General features: G+C 44.1%; 15 protein-coding genes and 1 tRNA gene. 9 read left to right on the top strand and 7 right to left on the bottom strand.

From position 1 onward, the window contains the following. Positions 1-96 precede the first annotated feature (96 nt). Positions 97-1,248 (bottom strand): NAD-dependent epimerase/dehydratase family protein, encoded by a 1,152-nt coding sequence (locus tag ACP2WE_RS18100; RefSeq protein ID WP_425216945.1) that lies wholly within the window; start codon positions 1,246-1,248, stop codon positions 97-99. A gap of 250 nt (positions 1,249-1,498) precedes the next feature. Here ACP2WE_RS18100 and ACP2WE_RS18095 point away from each other — a divergent pair, with 250 nt between their 5' ends. Next, complete coding sequence (locus tag ACP2WE_RS18095) at positions 1,499-2,350, top strand: tetratricopeptide repeat protein (RefSeq protein WP_425216944.1); 852 nt, start codon at positions 1,499-1,501, stop codon at positions 2,348-2,350. Positions 2,351-2,365: 15 nt separating this feature from the next. Here ACP2WE_RS18095 and ACP2WE_RS18090 read toward each other — a convergent pair whose 3' ends face one another. Beyond that, the gene (locus tag ACP2WE_RS18090; protein ID WP_425216943.1) at positions 2,366-2,902 is read right to left on the bottom strand and encodes a CAP domain-containing protein; all 537 of its coding nucleotides are present in this window, start codon (positions 2,900-2,902) and stop codon (positions 2,366-2,368) included. Positions 2,903-3,278: 376 nt separating this feature from the next. On the opposite strand from ACP2WE_RS18090, the gene ACP2WE_RS18085 reads away from it, so the two are divergent. Next, the gene (locus ACP2WE_RS18085) at positions 3,279-3,797 is read left to right on the top strand and encodes an RNA recognition motif domain-containing protein (protein ID WP_425216942.1); all 519 of its coding nucleotides are present in this window, start codon (positions 3,279-3,281) and stop codon (positions 3,795-3,797) included. Positions 3,798-3,898: 101 nt separating this feature from the next. On the opposite strand, the gene ACP2WE_RS18080 is transcribed toward ACP2WE_RS18085, so the two are convergent. Next, positions 3,899-4,738 carry a hypothetical protein gene (locus ACP2WE_RS18080; protein WP_425216941.1) on the bottom strand — a complete coding sequence of 280 codons (840 nt, stop codon included), beginning with the start codon at positions 4,736-4,738 and terminating at the stop codon, positions 3,899-3,901. Positions 4,739-5,747: 1,009 nt separating this feature from the next. Continuing rightward, positions 5,748-7,040: a hypothetical protein gene (locus ACP2WE_RS18075; protein WP_425216940.1), complete on the bottom strand. Its 1,293-nt coding sequence runs from the start codon at positions 7,038-7,040 to the stop codon at positions 5,748-5,750. A gap of 85 nt (positions 7,041-7,125) precedes the next feature. Between ACP2WE_RS18075 and ACP2WE_RS18070 the strand changes: the two genes are divergently transcribed. After that, positions 7,126-7,950, top strand: coding sequence for a YdcF family protein (locus tag ACP2WE_RS18070; RefSeq protein ID WP_425216939.1), 825 nt, complete (start codon positions 7,126-7,128; stop codon positions 7,948-7,950). A gap of 14 nt (positions 7,951-7,964) precedes the next feature. On the opposite strand, the gene ACP2WE_RS18065 is transcribed toward ACP2WE_RS18070, so the two are convergent. Continuing rightward, complete coding sequence (locus ACP2WE_RS18065) at positions 7,965-8,315, bottom strand: phenylpyruvate tautomerase MIF-related protein (protein ID WP_425216938.1); 351 nt, start codon at positions 8,313-8,315, stop codon at positions 7,965-7,967. Positions 8,316-8,527: 212 nt separating this feature from the next. Here ACP2WE_RS18065 and ACP2WE_RS18060 point away from each other — a divergent pair, with 212 nt between their 5' ends. The 3 genes from ACP2WE_RS18060 to ACP2WE_RS18050 all read left to right on the top strand — a co-directional run bounded on the left by ACP2WE_RS18060 (position 8,528) and on the right by ACP2WE_RS18050 (position 10,662). Then, complete coding sequence (locus ACP2WE_RS18060; RefSeq protein WP_425216937.1) at positions 8,528-9,745, top strand: M20 metallopeptidase family protein; 1,218 nt, start codon at positions 8,528-8,530, stop codon at positions 9,743-9,745. Positions 9,746-9,811: 66 nt separating this feature from the next. Further along, complete coding sequence (gene psb28, locus ACP2WE_RS18055) at positions 9,812-10,153, top strand: photosystem II reaction center protein Psb28 (protein WP_425216936.1); 342 nt, start codon at positions 9,812-9,814, stop codon at positions 10,151-10,153. Further along, entirely contained in the window at positions 10,150-10,662 is a 513-nt protein-coding gene (locus tag ACP2WE_RS18050; RefSeq protein ID WP_330482775.1) for a MogA/MoaB family molybdenum cofactor biosynthesis protein, read from the top strand. Before psb28 ends, ACP2WE_RS18050 begins: the two co-directional genes overlap by 4 nt. 34 nt (positions 10,663-10,696) lie before the next feature. Here the strand turns inward: ACP2WE_RS18050 and ACP2WE_RS18045 are convergent, their stop codons facing one another. Continuing rightward, entirely contained in the window at positions 10,697-11,092 is a 396-nt protein-coding gene (locus ACP2WE_RS18045; protein WP_425216935.1) for a VOC family protein, read from the bottom strand. A gap of 60 nt (positions 11,093-11,152) precedes the next feature. On the opposite strand from ACP2WE_RS18045, the gene ACP2WE_RS18040 reads away from it, so the two are divergent. The 3 genes from ACP2WE_RS18040 to ACP2WE_RS18030 all read left to right on the top strand — a co-directional run bounded on the left by ACP2WE_RS18040 (position 11,153) and on the right by ACP2WE_RS18030 (position 12,386). Beyond that, positions 11,153-11,224 (top strand) — tRNA-Thr (locus tag ACP2WE_RS18040). 328 nt (positions 11,225-11,552) lie between these two features. Then, complete coding sequence (locus ACP2WE_RS18035) at positions 11,553-12,158, top strand: low-complexity tail membrane protein (RefSeq protein WP_425216934.1); 606 nt, start codon at positions 11,553-11,555, stop codon at positions 12,156-12,158. A gap of 54 nt (positions 12,159-12,212) precedes the next feature. Further along, positions 12,213-12,386 (top strand): DUF8639 family protein, encoded by a 174-nt coding sequence (locus tag ACP2WE_RS18030; RefSeq protein ID WP_425216933.1) that lies wholly within the window; start codon positions 12,213-12,215, stop codon positions 12,384-12,386. Between the two features lie 131 nt (positions 12,387-12,517). Here the strand turns inward: ACP2WE_RS18030 and recJ are convergent, their stop codons facing one another. After that, positions 12,518-14,980, bottom strand: a complete 2,463-nt coding sequence (gene recJ / locus ACP2WE_RS18025) for a single-stranded-DNA-specific exonuclease RecJ (RefSeq protein ID WP_425216932.1) — start codon at positions 14,978-14,980, stop codon at positions 12,518-12,520. Positions 14,981-15,113 lie beyond the last annotated feature (133 nt).

The following is a 15,113-nucleotide window of genomic DNA, read 5'->3' as shown; positions in this document are numbered from 1 at the left end:
AAGAGTATAGCTACCTCTGAATATAGATAAGTATAGCGCTATACCCCAAAAGCATGGGATATAGCCGCCTTCTTTACAACATCTCCCTTAGATAGATTACCTGCGCCAAGATACCTTGGGTAAAATTTGATCTGGATCGATGCGATCGCGATATTTCACGGCAAAATTTAGCAGTGAATCCAGCAAGGCATCAGACAAGAAATGCGGTTGTAAGCCTAAATCGAGCAAATTGGTATTCTTGGCATTGAAATAATGCTCTTCCAACTCTACACGAGGATTTTCGAGGTGATCGATTTCTACCTTGATTCCCATGGTTTGACCAGCTTTTTGCACCATGTGGGCGAGGTCAAGCACAGAAAACATTTCGGTAAATTGATTAAATACGCGCAATTTGCCTGGTTCGGCGGGGTTAGCGATCGCGATCTCAATACAACGCACCGTGTCGCGAATATCTAAAAATCCGCGTGTCTGACCGCCTTTACCATAGACCGTAAGTGGATGTCCGATCGCCGCTTGAATGCAGAAACGATTTAAAGCCGTACCAAAAACGCCATCGTAATCTAGTCGGTTAATCAAAAGCTCATCCATGCCTGTTTCTTCGGTGAGAACCCCATAGACAACTCCCTGATTTAAATCGGTTGCCCGTAGCCCCCAAATACGACAAGCAAAGTGAATATTAAGAGAATCTTGGCACTTACTCACATGGTAAAAACTGCCTGGTTGTTTAGGATAGGGCAGGGTATCTTTGCGCCCGTTATGCTCGATCGTAATGTAGCCTTCTTCGATGTCAATGTTAGGCGTGCCATATTCACCCATTGTGCCTAATTTGACCAGATGGCATTCTGGGCAATGCTCTTTAATCGCGTAAAGGATATTGAGCGTACCCACCACATTATTCACCTGGGTAAGTACGGCATGTTCGCGATCGATCATGGAGTAAGGAGCCGATCGCTGTTCGCCAAAATGTACAACTGTGGAGGGCTCAAACTTTGCGAAGACATCTTGCAAGAAATCGTATTTTGTAATGTCCCCAATAAATAAATCGATCTTTTTGCCCGTGAGATCCTGCCAATGGGCGATCCGCTTTTGAATCGAGGCGATCGGCGTGAGCGTATCTACACCTAACTCGCTGTCCCAGTGTCGCCGAATCAAATTATCGACAATGCCGACTTCGTAACCTTTATTTGCTAAATGTAAAGCCGTAGCCCAGCCACAGTAACCGTCACCACCAATTACTAGTACTTTCATGAAAATTCCGCTTCCAGCTTAACTAAATCTTAAAATTTGCTTGTTTTTGGCTTAAGATTTACCCTATCAGGAATTGTTCCTCTTGCTACACTAAAATCTATATTTTTTGTGATTAAGATTACATTAAGAGAATTAAGTAGCGATCGCCTTACTAGATGTCCAATTCACTCACAAAAACAGAAAAAAAGAAGCAGAAATCGATCTAGGCTATTCTCTAGAGCGTTGCAGAATTAAAAAATGGATGGAACCTATGGCGGCGGACGATTTAGATAGCAATTCCAATCATATCCATCAAGCCAATCGTCAAATGGCGATCGCTCATGTCAAAACTGGTGAGACCTATTTGGCTCAAGGCAATATTCTAGAAGCGATTTCTAGTCTAGAAAAAGCAATTCAACTAAATCCAGAACTGCCAGTCGCCCATATTATGATGGGGAATGCCTACCAACAGCAAGGTTGGCAAGAACTCGCGATCGCGCATTATCAAATCGCCCTAGAACTCGAACCCAAAGCTTTTACGCCTGAGTCCCATTTAAATTTGGGCAACTCGCTGCAAACCAGAGGAAAGTCAGAGGAAGCAATCAGTAGCTATCAACAAGCTTTAAGCCTCGATCCCCTCTATATTCAAGCCTATCGCGCTCTTGCCGAATTATTCATAGCTAAAGGGAATACGAAAGCAGCAGCGGAGGTTTATGCCCAAGCCACAACCGTAGATATCGATCTAATCGGGGCAAAAGACTATAACGATTTGGGAATTGCTTGCTTGCAGTTAGGGCAACTCGATCGCGCGATCGATCACTTTCACCAAGCAATTACTACACAGCCCGACTATGCTGACGCTCATTGCAATTTGGGCAATGTATTTGTGCGGCAAGGCAATCTACGGGACGCGTTGATTTCTTACCAAGAAGCTTTAGATATCGATCCCCATTTTGCTCAAGTCTATTACAACCTAGGGCTGGTCTTAGCAGAAAGCGATCGCAAAGAGGAAGCGATCGCCTGCTTACAAGCGGCGATCGAACTCAGCCCTGACTGGTTTGAAGCCCATGAAAAACTGAATCTTTTACAACCCAGTCCTTCGCCAGAGTCCAAAAACGAATAAATCATGCGCTAATCCCTAACGGCGTGGACTACCGAATACCTGTACCCAGTAGTGCTGATAGCGACTATCTGGAACATTCGCGTAGCCAAAACCGATTTCGTTAAATTTGGGATTGAGGATATTGGCACGATGCCCCGAACTATTCATCCATTGTTGAATCGTGGCAGAGGGGGTTGGTCTACCTGCGGCAATATTCTCGCCTACAGCACTGTAGGTATAGCCTGTGGCTTTAACTCGACTGACCATACTGGAGCCATTGAGCCCCGTGTGGCTGAAATAATTATTGATTGCCATATCTAAAGCATGTTTTTTAGCCGCTTTTCTCAACTGCGATGATAGCTTGAGTGGGGCTAAACCTACCTTCTGCCGCTCTAGATTGGTTAGCCGCAAAAGTTCGGTTTCATAGGCATTTTGGCCAGTGTTTTGGGCGATCGGCGTGTAAAAGGTAGTTATGGGTCTAGCGATCGCTGGGGTAGCTGACCATGCCGCGATCCAGAGGATATGTACGGGAACTGAGGCGATCGCTATCCTTAATAATTGTGAAGAGCGCATAGCATTTTGGGCAGATTTTATGAATAAGTAATTGAATTTAGCCTTCAGACTACTTATTGGGCTGCCAAGTTCCAAACCCTTGAAATTTAGGGGGTTTGCTGGCTAAATCGATTGAAACCTTATGGTTGTGTAAGTGCGATCGCTTAAAAATACACCAGCATTTTTGAAACGTTTGCCCTGCCTAAATTATCATTGCCATAAACAAGCAAATCATTGTATGGTATTTTGATAGGTGGCGTGAAAACGTCAAAAAAAGTTAAATGTTATACAACACGCAGCACATTCGATTTTAAGTTTTAAGTGCACAAGTCTTTTTAGTCACTGCTGCTGCAACCCCACTCTTGAAGATTTCAAAATATAGAGGTTTCTCAGTATCATGTCCATTCGTCTTTATGTTGGCAACTTGCCATCGGAATTAGATCGTCAAGCGCTAGAAAAGATTTTTAACGAGTCAGGTGATTCGGTTTCTTTAAAGGTAATCACCGATCGCAAAACAGGTAGATGTCGTGGGTTTGGGTTTGTTACCGTTGGTACACCCGAACTAGCTGACACGGTAATTGAAAAGTTTAACGGCTTTGATTTTAACGGAGCGGTGCTAAAGCTTGAGAAAGCTCTGCCACGCAGTAAAGGTAAGTCAGAAGATGGCGAAGGTGGCGAAGAGTCATCTCCCGATGCTGAAGGTACGCCAAGCGTAGCTGTAACTTCAAATATTCCTGCGCCTACACCCAAGACTGCTGCCAGCAAGCGTAGCAAGTCTAAGCGCTCAGGCGGTGGTCGCACCGCTTCAACCTCTTCCACTTCAACCTCTTTAGAAGCACATCAGCCCGATCCCCGTTGGGCTAACGAACTTGAAAAGTTTAAGCAGCAACTTCTGGCAGCCCAAGCTGTGAATTAATCTGTAACCTCTATATCAATCTTCAAGAAACAAAAAGGGAGTAAGTCAGACTTGCCCCCTTTTTGTATTTGATGGCGTGTTACGTTCGTTGTTAACTCTCCTTACTGACCACCAATTATGATTTCAACAGAAAACTCCACACCATTTGTGGCTGTCTCTATTGTTTCTTTTCTTGGGTCGCCAACAAAGCCAGCTATTAATACTTCTGAAAACCAGTACCAAAGGGGCATACAATTTGGCAGTATATCTTCTAGTTTTACGTCCTTACTTTTATTCTTTTGAGCTTCCACAGCAAGAGCGGGAACAACTAGAACTCCTGTCGTAGAATCTTTTTGATTCTTTGATAGAAATGGAAACCATACTTCATCGCATCCAAAATGCCGCATATCCCATATCGAAGATTTACACACTCCGCCAATGGTAATAAAGGCTATAGGTACTAACGAATAATCAATATCAAGCAAACATGAAGGCGTGAAGATGAAATAAAATGCACTAGGAGTAATATCAAGCATCAAGCTACTTTGAGATTTTTTTGTAGACCTAACTTCATGGAAGAAATCTCCTATTACGCCATTAATGTCAATTTTTTTACACTGGATCAGACAGCTATATCGTATTTCTGATTGAGTCTTTCTTTGACATATCTTACGATTAATAATTAAACCTATGTCTGCGCCTGTTTTATTTTCTTTTGTTGATTTTCGGACATTAGTATCTAAGTAGATATTTTGATCTCGCAGCAATTCTCTAACACTTCCCCATACATTCTCTAGTGATGAAGTATCTAGTAAATCTACTAAGTACTCAGTTAATGCTCGTTCATCTATATTCTGTTTTAATTTTATCCGATTGTTTAATTTCTTCGCTATTCCAGATGAAATATCTAGACAGGGTCTGCAAAGCAATTCTTTAACTTCATCTGTCAACCAAGAATCCATAAGTGTTTGGGAAGTTTTTTGGGTGGATTTGTCTGACTTCACGTTAGTTGGGTTACACCAGCTCTTCAATTAAAACCTTAAGTTCGGATTAATAGTTTTGAATAGGGAAGTGTATTTTTTATTGGAAAAGATTATTCGAATAGGTGGGAAGAAGCTAATTCTTGCTAAACCAAAGAAAGCATCATAGTTTAGAGTAACTACTATTAATGCAAGAACAAAAAACAAAGAAATAGCTGCTACACAAGAAATGGACAAACTGGCTAATACAATTAACATAAATTCTTGGAAGTCTATTGCAATACCTTTTTGAATTTTTGGTAATACACTGCATATAATTATCAAAATACTAAAGATAGCGGCTATAGACAATGAAAATATAATAATTCTATTGATTTTTTGTTGCGAAGCTTTTATATGCCTTGAGCAGGATTCACAAATGAATACATCAAAAGTAATAGTTCTGTAAACTCTTACAATAACAAAATGCGACTTTAGATATTTTAGACAAATTCCCCACGGAAGTAAATTCTTCTTGCTAGTGCAACGACAACATATTTGAGGAACATTAATAATTTCTGACTTACTCATTTTTTATTGTTTTCGTGATTACATCATATTAAATAACTTTGCGAGATAAATGTAAATTACTCTTAAATAATCCTGTTACAAATATTTTCAACTACATTAAGTCGCGTTCTTGAAGCTAAGCATTTGCATGATTTCATCAGCTAAAAGTTGCCCTTTGACCCGTTCGTATTCATCCTCAAGTAGTCACTTTTGGGCAGTTTGATAGTTAGCATGAGATACGATAAGTTTATAGTTTGAGGCGGGGTTAAAAATATGACAACTGCCATCGCGATTGCCAACTAGCATGAGAATTTAGGGCGGGAAAATCACTGGATCGACCCAGATCTCTAAAAACTTCCAAGTATTATCTTGTTTTGCAAGGACTGCGCTTAAATTTGGCTCAGCATTTTTACATCGAAATGAGTATGAGAACTCTTTATGATCACTTACCTGGCGTGGGTAGATAGGGAGGTTGATCGGTAACAGGTGGTTGCATCCAAAATCTGAGCGTGTATACGACGAGTTGTTTAAATTCATTCCAAGCCCTCTCGGAACGTAGGTAAGACTCAGCACTAAAGAGAAAAAATTCAGGTTTAATGCGTATGCTAGGTTTGAGCGGCCAAGGTCTATCATCCGCATTTCTTCTAGCCGTCTCAGTGGGATAAATCGTTCGTAAGGTAACATTTAAGCCTTGATTCCGAAAGGATAAAAAAGTACGGCTACCCTCTAGGGGAGTTGCCAGTAGCAAAATCTTGGCGTGAGTTTTAGGATCGACACCAATAATTTTTTTCTCTTCTAGCTTTTTGATTTCCTCGCCACTACTGCGGATGGTTAGACCACTGGCTTCAATGATGATGGAAGATCGAGGTATCGCATTTGGAAGCCTAGTCAGAAAGGCACACATATCATCGGCATCGGTCATCGTTACTTTATTTAAAGGCTCTGTGGGCACTTTGCGATCGCTGAAATATGGGTCATAACGCGCATCATACCTAAGCCCAATATTTGCAACTCCTGTACGCGTGGCAATTTCATCTCTGACCATTTCACGGGTGCGAAAAGGTGGATTTTCAGGCGCGATGGCGCAGGGATAACCAGCGGGAAGACCAGTCTCTTTGCCCCCACTGACCAGAATAATTGGTTTGCGAATAGCATTCTGCCAAACCCTTGCAGCCTCTAGTAAACTGGGTTCGTAGGGCGTGTTATCGGCAAGTACGACAATCACTTCAAATACATTCCGTTTAATATCCGCGAGATCTTGTTCTGTGAGGTTGACAACTTGCCGTCGCTGCGATTGCTCCATCGCATTATCGCCTTGCTGCTCTAAATAGCTGATGAATAAAGTAGAAAAGGCATTATTACTGGCGATCGCAAAAATAATGAAAGCAATCAAAATCTCTAGACTAACTTTTTCAAGCTTGACGAGGGCATTTTTGTTATCAACTTCTTTTCCACTTCTGACATAAGACTTGGGATTTTTTAGTCTGAGTAAATTAAAAAACAGCAGGAGTAAAATAATTCCCGTAACGGTGAAGGGAAACGTAAACAGATCGATAACGAGTTTAGGAACGGGCTGATCGACAAATCTGAGATTGACAAAGCCAATAATGAGAACTACACCAAAAATAAATAGCCCAATGTAGCGAAACCACTCTTTGGGAATGATGTTAAATAGATTGATCAAGATTGGAATGGCAACAATCCAAACCAGAATGTTTGTCAGAAGATCAAACATGATCCCTCATGAAATTTTTACTAGCCCGCAATAGGGGAATATCCTAGTTAATCAAGTCCGATCTGTAAAGGTTATCTCTAAAGTCATGCTTGTTTTGTCCAAGATTTTGCCTCTATTTCTGGCACCTTTGGGATTTGTCTCAATTTTGCTGACTATTGCTCTGATTAGTATGTGGCGCGATCGCAGAAAGCTCAAAAGAGCGCTTGGCTTTGTCAATCGCAAACCCAGTCGAATTCCGATGATTTGTGTGGGTATGGCTTTAGTGGTGTTGTTAGTCAGCAGTAACGAAGCTTTTGCGAATACCTTGATGCGATCGCTAGAGTGGCAAAACCTACCATCGGTCGAATTGCCCAAAGCCGATGCGATCGTGGTTCTGGGGGGTGGCACAAAGCCTCTGATCGCACCACGCCCTTGGTATGAGGTGAATGAAGCAGGCGATCGGATCGTTCATGGCTCTAGACTTTGGAAACAAGGCAAAGCCCCTTGGCTGATCGTCAGTGGTGGCAGAGCAGAGTGGTATGGCGAAGGTGGCAACCCAGAATCTCAGGATATGTCCGAAATCGCTCAACTCTTAGGGGTTCCAGCCTCAGCAATCCTCCAAGATTCGACCTCATTGAATACGAGAGAGAATGCCGTCAATGTCAAGCAAATTTTGCAAACGCGCAAGATCGATAGGATTCTACTTGTAACCTCAGCGCTGCATATGCCGCGATCGCTAGCGATTTTTAAACGATTAGGGATCGAAGCGATCGCAGCTCCGACCGACTTTTGGATTGTCAATAACACCAACGACAAAGGCTGGACAGCGATCCTCGATTTTCTACCCAATGCAGAGGCATTGCGAAAGACCAACAATGCTCTTAGAGAAATTGTTGGTCTTTGGACTTATACGATTTTGGGCTGGGCTTAAATATCCTTTTTGCTTTAGAACGTCGAACCATTCCATCCCCAGAGATAGCCTTTGGCATCGGCAAATTCAATATAAATGCGGTTTTCGGAGACACTCAGCGATTTAGCTAACTGTTGGCAAAAATCTTTACTCATCGCCTTAGTTTGCTGTGCGGTGATACTGCCCACGCTTTTGATCTCCACATAACAGGTTGGGTCTAGCGTTCCGCCAAAGGTCATCGCTACATTTGGTTCAAAGGCTGTCATGACATAAGATTCAGGCTTACCTAAGTGATTTGCTAAAGCCGCAGATAGTTTTTTAAGCAGGGCATCTAAGTCAGGCTTTGCTGGTGCAGAAGTTGAGGTTTGAACTTTAATTAACGGCATAAATTTTAAGAACTAAGAACTGAATTTAAGTATCCATCATGGCACTAGAGCCTAAATCTTTAGACAAGCATATTTGTTACAGAAATATTTATAGGAACTGTGTATTTTAATACCATTACTGAAATTGCTTAGAATAAGAAAACAAAATCTCACAATCCCTCAAGTAAACAATTACCCGATCGCTCGCACAAAACGCTGAACTCATTTGTAACATGGTCTCTTCTCTTCCCTATTTCCCCCCCTCTACTGAATTTCGCATTCGACCCGAAATTTTAGCGTTGCAGTCCAGCTTAGTGCAGTGGCGACGCGAGTTGCATCGATGGCCCGAGTTGGGCTTTAAAGAAAAGCGCACGGCAGAGTTTGTTGCCAATAAGCTCACCACATGGGGAATTCCCCATCAGACAGGCATTGCGCAAACAGGCATTGTTGCCACGATCGCAGGAGGGGGAAAAGGCAAAGGAAAGGTACTGGCAATTCGAGCCGATATGGATGCTTTGCCAATCCAGGAAGAAAATATTGTTTCCTACCGATCGCAAATCGATGGCATGATGCATGCCTGCGGTCATGACGGACATACGGCGATCGCCCTTGGGACAGCCCATCATCTTTGGCAACATCGTCACAGCTTTGCAGGCACGGTCAAAATCATCTTTCAGCCTGCTGAGGAGGGGCCTGGTGGCGCGAAACCGATGATCGAAGCGGGTATTCTAGAGAATCCTAAGGTTGATGCTGCGATCGGACTGCACCTTTGGAATAACCTTCCCCTCGGGACAGTGGGCGTGCGTGCAGGTGCTTTGATGGCAGCCGTAGAATTTTTTCACCTACATGTTTTGGGTAGAGGCGGACACGGGGCGATGCCGCACCAAACCATTGACTCGATTTTAGTCGCAGCTCAGATTGTGAATGCCATGCAAACGATTGTAGCGCGGAATGTAAATCCCTTAGATGCTGCGGTTGTGACCATTGGCGAACTCCATGCGGGTAGTGCTACCAACATCATTGCCGATACGGCTCGTCTCAGCGGCACAGTAAGGTATTTCAATCCAGCTTTAGCCGATTTGATTCCCAAACGGATCGAACAAATTATTGCAGGGGTCTGCCAAAGTCATGGCGCTAGCTACGAGTTTGACTATCAAAAACTCTATCCACCTGTAATTAACGACCATGCGATCGCGGAGTTAGTGCGATCGGTCGCAGAGTCCGTTGTAGAAACGCCTGCGGGAATTGTGCCCGAATGCCAGACCATGGGCGGCGAAGATATGTCGTTCTTTTTGCAAGCTGTGCCTGGGTGCTACTTCTTTTTAGGCTCGGCAAACCCTGAAAAAGATTTAGCCTATCCACACCACCACCCTCGGTTTAACTTTGATGAAACCGCACTGAGCACAGGCGTAGAGATTTTTACCCGTTGCGTCGAGAAATTCTGCCAATAGGCTCAGTTACATGAATACGTATCCCACTATACTTAAAGTTAAATAAATTTAATAAAAAGGTTTAACATGACAGCCAAAATTCAATTAGCGCGTGGTATAGATGAGGAAGTTTCTGATGTAAGGCTGACCCGCTCTAAGGATGGCAGTACTAGTACGGCAACATTCATTATTAACGAGCCGAACTGTACGAGTTCTGCAAACAGTGGCTTAACCGATATTACAGGCTTGTTTATGATCGACGAAGAAGGTGAGTTGGTTACCCGCAACGTCAATGCCAAGTTTATCAATGGCAAACCCGCAGGCATTGAAGCCGTCTACAAAATGGAAGGCGAAAGTGAGTGGGAGCGATTTATGCGATTTATGGATCGCTATGCCGAAGCCAATGATATGGGATTTAACAAAAAATGAAACCCTCGAATCCTTGTCCAGATCCGCCCACCTATCAGGTTAACTGTGCAGTCATCACTGTCAGCGACACCCGCACGCCCGAAACAGATAAGAGTGGGAACTTTATTAAGCAATCGCTATTGAATGCAGGGCATTTAATCGGCAGCTATATCTTGGTCAAGGATGAGCCAGACCAAATTCGCCAACATATGCTGGAGTTGGCACAAATCCCTGAAATTGATGCCGTGATCTTGAATGGGGGGACAGGAATTGCGCCTAGGGATACGACCTACGATGCGATCGCTGGCTTATTAGAAAAGACCCTGCCCGGGTTTGGTGAAATGTTTCGCTACCTGAGCTGGCAAGAGGTTGGTTCTAGGGCGATCGCTTCTCGTTCTGAGGCAGGGATTTATCAAGGCAAGTTGGTGTTCTCGTTGCCCGGCTCTAGCAATGCAGTGAAATTAGCGATCGAGCAGCTCATCTTGCCTGAAATTATTCACCTCGTGCGCCAATTAAAAGGCTTGCATTAGCTGTCAAATCATCGGTGACTGAGCGGAGCCGAAGTCAAGAACTGGGTCGTTTCTCCACGATTTCCAGTAAATTCCCATCTGGGTCGGTGAGAAAAATGATTTTCTGTCCCCAAGGCATCATCTTGGGTGGGTTGACGTTTGGCACTAGATCTTGAATTTGGGATTGAAGTAGGTGCTGATAGGTCGTCTCTAAATGGTCTGCGGTCATGGATAGTAAAAAGGAATGGCTATTCAGTGCAGAGTCCTGGTTTTCGCCAAATAATTTAGCTAGCCAGATCCGATCGTAAATGCCAATTTTTAAGCTGCCGCTAAGCCCTTCAGTCCCATCCTGCGCGATCGGCTTGTCAAATTGAAACCCCAAAACCTCACGATAGAAAGTTACAGAAAGATTGACATCTGAGACAAATAAAGCAATATAGTCAATTTCCATGGCAAATATTCTGTTTGATAATTGATATGCCCTCTGCTAGAATTATCATCTAGGTTTTGCGCTGGTGTAGCTCAGTGGTAGAGCAGCTGATTTGTAATCAGCCGGTCGTAGGTTCAATTCCCATCACCAGCTTAAGGATATCTCTCTTTTGGTAAAACGCTGAGACAGATGCCTACTATTAGTGTTGATTGTCTGCGCGCAGTGATGAAAGCTTAACAAGGCTTGGTTACGCATTTCTAGCATAGGCTTTTGCCAATTTCTTGTCGTAAGCGTTTTTTGATTAGGCTACACCGTTATACCGAGATGCAAAGTCAGCCCATCGATGTTCGCGTAGCGATGTTAATTTATACATCATATAGTTTTAGATCTATCTAACTAAAGAGTTAAGATGTAATTGAACCGCGATGCTTACAGCTAAGTAGTGTTAACTCTTAGCCCTTAATTTATCAATCTTTCATATATGTCTTCTTTTAAATCAGAACCGTTTTTGTGGATTCACTTAGCTGGAATTGTTACTTTTCCTGTCTTTTTAGGCATCGTTTGGTTTGGTTTATCGGTAAGCGATCGCCTACCAATCCTGTGGCTAGAAATTTTGCTGATGGTAGGGGTAGGAGTGATTCCTATTTTTTTGATGCAGTGGTCTCGTCCTTTTGAAATTTTCAGCCTTCTCGTTTTAGCGATGAAGCCTGATAAAATCACCTTCCAACAGCGACAGATCTTGAGTTTATTTAAAACACCGAGACAGCGAATCCTCAGTGCTGCAACAGCGATGGCGATGGTGGGAATCTTGTGTGCTCTATATCAATTGCCCCCTTTAACGGCGATCGCATCTTCTGTACTTACGCAATCTCGTTTTGTCGGGCTATTGATTGCCTCTATTGCATTTGCGGCAGCGAACCTATTTTTGCAAGTACCGATTAGCGTTTTAGGGGTGTTGTCGATCGACGAGCAACAATTTGCGAAGATCGAACCCTATCCAACCGAAAAAATCCCTCAAGATTTTACATTGGCTGGCTTTCGGGTTGATAAAATTATACCCATTGAGCCAGTTTCTACCCAAAAGTAGTACTTGCATCCTGTTAGGTTTGTTAGGCTGTTATTCAAATCCTCAAAATTTATTATGCAGCCTTCCGCCCTTAACGCTATGACGTTTCAACGCCACAATCATCATGAGTCCTCTCGCGAACTTAAGAACGAACTTATAGACGAGCCAATCCTATGTCCCCATTGCCGTCGCACTGCCAATAACGGTATTAAATGTCAGGGGATCTGCGTTGCTGACAGTGACTATTGATTCTTGCAATCATTTCATCTGAATTGACAACTGAATTGGTAATCAATTGAGTGCTAAGTTCTGAGTGCTGAGTTCCACCTCTCAAAGAAGTTCATGGTGAAACTGAAATGCTCTCAAATCAGCTCTTACAATCAACTCTTACAAATATTTGACAGCTTCTCAAGGGAACAATTGTACCATTTCTGCAAACGTTGCAATTCATCATCCAGAGCATAGGTAGATGGGAAATTGGGGCAAGAATAGCCCAGTTGTCGTAGGGCTGCCACAATGGTGCAGGGAGCCACCCACCACTGCTGCGCCAGATCTAATAAGTTGAGGCGATCGCTGCCCACTAACAATTCCACTTGAGATAGCAATTCTTCATCAGTAGGGATTTTGGGGATTTGCTGTCCGACACAAATAAATTCGGGTTGGGCAAGTGCAATCAGCCAACGTAAATGTGTCACCGAAGGCGGCAAACTCCACAGCACGAGAGAAGTATACCGACGACGCGGGCGATCGCAATCGACATCCCCTTTAAATAAATTCGCAGGGCGATCGTAGCCGTAGAGCAAGATCGGTCGAGCGAGGGGCTTGCTTGCCTCCGCCAGGGTTTGCCACTTAGGAACTACTTCCAAATTTGGTGCAGACTTATAGTCTAGAATCGGCTGCCAATCCTTGCGAGCGAATTCCATTGGCGTGGAATTCACGGCATAGTCATTATCTTGACTGGCATCCTGACTGGCAGCTCGAATCCCAATAACTTCCAATTCCACAGAAGTCGTATCTTGCCACTGATTTGCGCGTAGTTTGTAAGCCAGATCGACGAGATCGGGGATTGGGCAATATTCTCCCCAACGCCAAGCGATCGCTTTAATTTTCTCCCCATTCCCTTTGTCGAGTTCGAGGGCAAGATGTTTGGTCTTCTCTTTGCCGCGACGTTGCTGAGCCAGCACTCGCACATCACGACTGTAGAATACGGGATCGGAGTTGCCAATGCCGCAGGGTTGAAGGCGATCGATTTCTTGCAATAGGGTCATGGAAATATGACCAAGATCGGCAAGCACATCCACTTCGATTAGGGGTTGAATATGTTCGGCAGTGACCGCTTCGCGATCGGCAAACTCTCTTAACGCTTGACGCAACAGATCTAGATTAGCAGTGGAAATCGAGAAACCGCCCGCAGCTTTATGTCCACCCCCCTTATCGCGAATGGATTTGATGAATTCCAAAGATTTGAATACGTGAAATTCGGGAATGCCGCGTACAGAGAATCGAGTTTTGCTGTGGTTCTCCTCTTGGTTCAATTCCGAATCTTCGCCAATTTCCAACGTCTCGTCTTCCACACTACCGATAAAAACAGGTGCGCCATACCTTTCCACCAAACGCGAGGCAACAATACCAATTACCCCATGATGCCAACCTGCTTCAGCGGAAAGAGGTTCCGTTTTGGTATTCTTTTTGGTTCCCTTAGGCTTGGCTCGATCTGCTAAGAATTTTTTGACTTCGCGATCGACGACAACTAAAACCCGTTCCTGTTTTAAATCGAGTTCTTTGCTTTGAATTTTGGCACTGATGTAAGCGATCGCTTCCTGTTCGATCTCGGCACATTTAACCTGTCGTTCCCGATTGGTGGCTTCGCATTCTTGCGCCAAGACGATCGCTTGCCCCATTTCTTCGGCGGTCAACAGATCGATCACGGTTCTAGGATCGCCAATCCGCCCCACCGCATTGATACGCGGGCCTAGCCCAAACCCGATCGCTTCGGGTTTTAACCCCGTTTGTTTCTCTTTGACAATGCCAGACTCATTAATTAAAGCCGTAACACCTAGCAACTTTGACTGTGCCAAGAGGCGCAACCCTTTTTGGACGAGACGGCGATTAATTCCTGTCAGCGAGGCAAGATCGGCGATCGTGCCTAGGGTAAAAAGTTCTAAAAGCGGATCGGCGAGTTCGGCTCGCTTGCCAAAGCGATCGGCCAATTCCAATGCCAAGACATAGGCAACCCCTACCCCAGCGATCGTGGCATAGGGCGAACTGGGATTGACTTTATATTTCGGATTTAAAATTGCTGTGGCGGGGGGTAATTCAATCGGAATATCGTGGTGATCGGTGACGATTACCGATGTGCCCAGACTTTCTGCCAAAGCGATCGCGTCGTAGGCAGCGATGCCGTTATCGACCGTAATCAGTAAAGTCACCCCTTTGCCATTAAGCTCTCTGACAATGCGATCGTTAATCCCGTAGCCCTCGGTCATACGGCTCGGAATGGCGTAGTCAGCCTGTGCCCCCAATGCCCTGAATGTCCGAATTAACAAAGCCGTGCTGGCCATACCATCGACATCATAATCGCCGCAAATAGCGATGCTTTCTTGGCTGCGAATGGCTTTCTCAATGCGATCGAGGCTGGGAATTAAGTCTTGAAATTCGTCTTTGGGATCGGGTAAAAGCTCGCTGTCTGGCTCTAAAAAACGCTGGGCTAATTCGACCGTATCCATGCCCCGATTGATCAGTACCTGTGCCAGCATGGTTGATAAGCCCGTTGAAGTGGCAATGAACTCGGCTAAATGTGGCTGAGGTGAGAAAATCTGCCATCGCTGATTAGGTAAAGTCATGCAAGCAACTATATAATTGTTAAACTAAGCTTAAGTTCTCTAGGTTGGAAATCAGTGCGTGCAACTCCATCTAAGTCAACTCTTCAGCTACTGCTCTTTATTGATGAGCGTCCCAGTGCTAATGAGTTAGTCA

It is taken from the genome of Tumidithrix helvetica PCC 7403, from assembly GCF_965232925.1.
In the GTDB taxonomy this organism is placed as follows: Bacteria; Cyanobacteriota; Cyanobacteriia; order Pseudanabaenales; family Pseudanabaenaceae; genus Tumidithrix; species Tumidithrix helvetica.
This window is presented reverse-complemented; position numbering and strand designations above follow the sequence as displayed.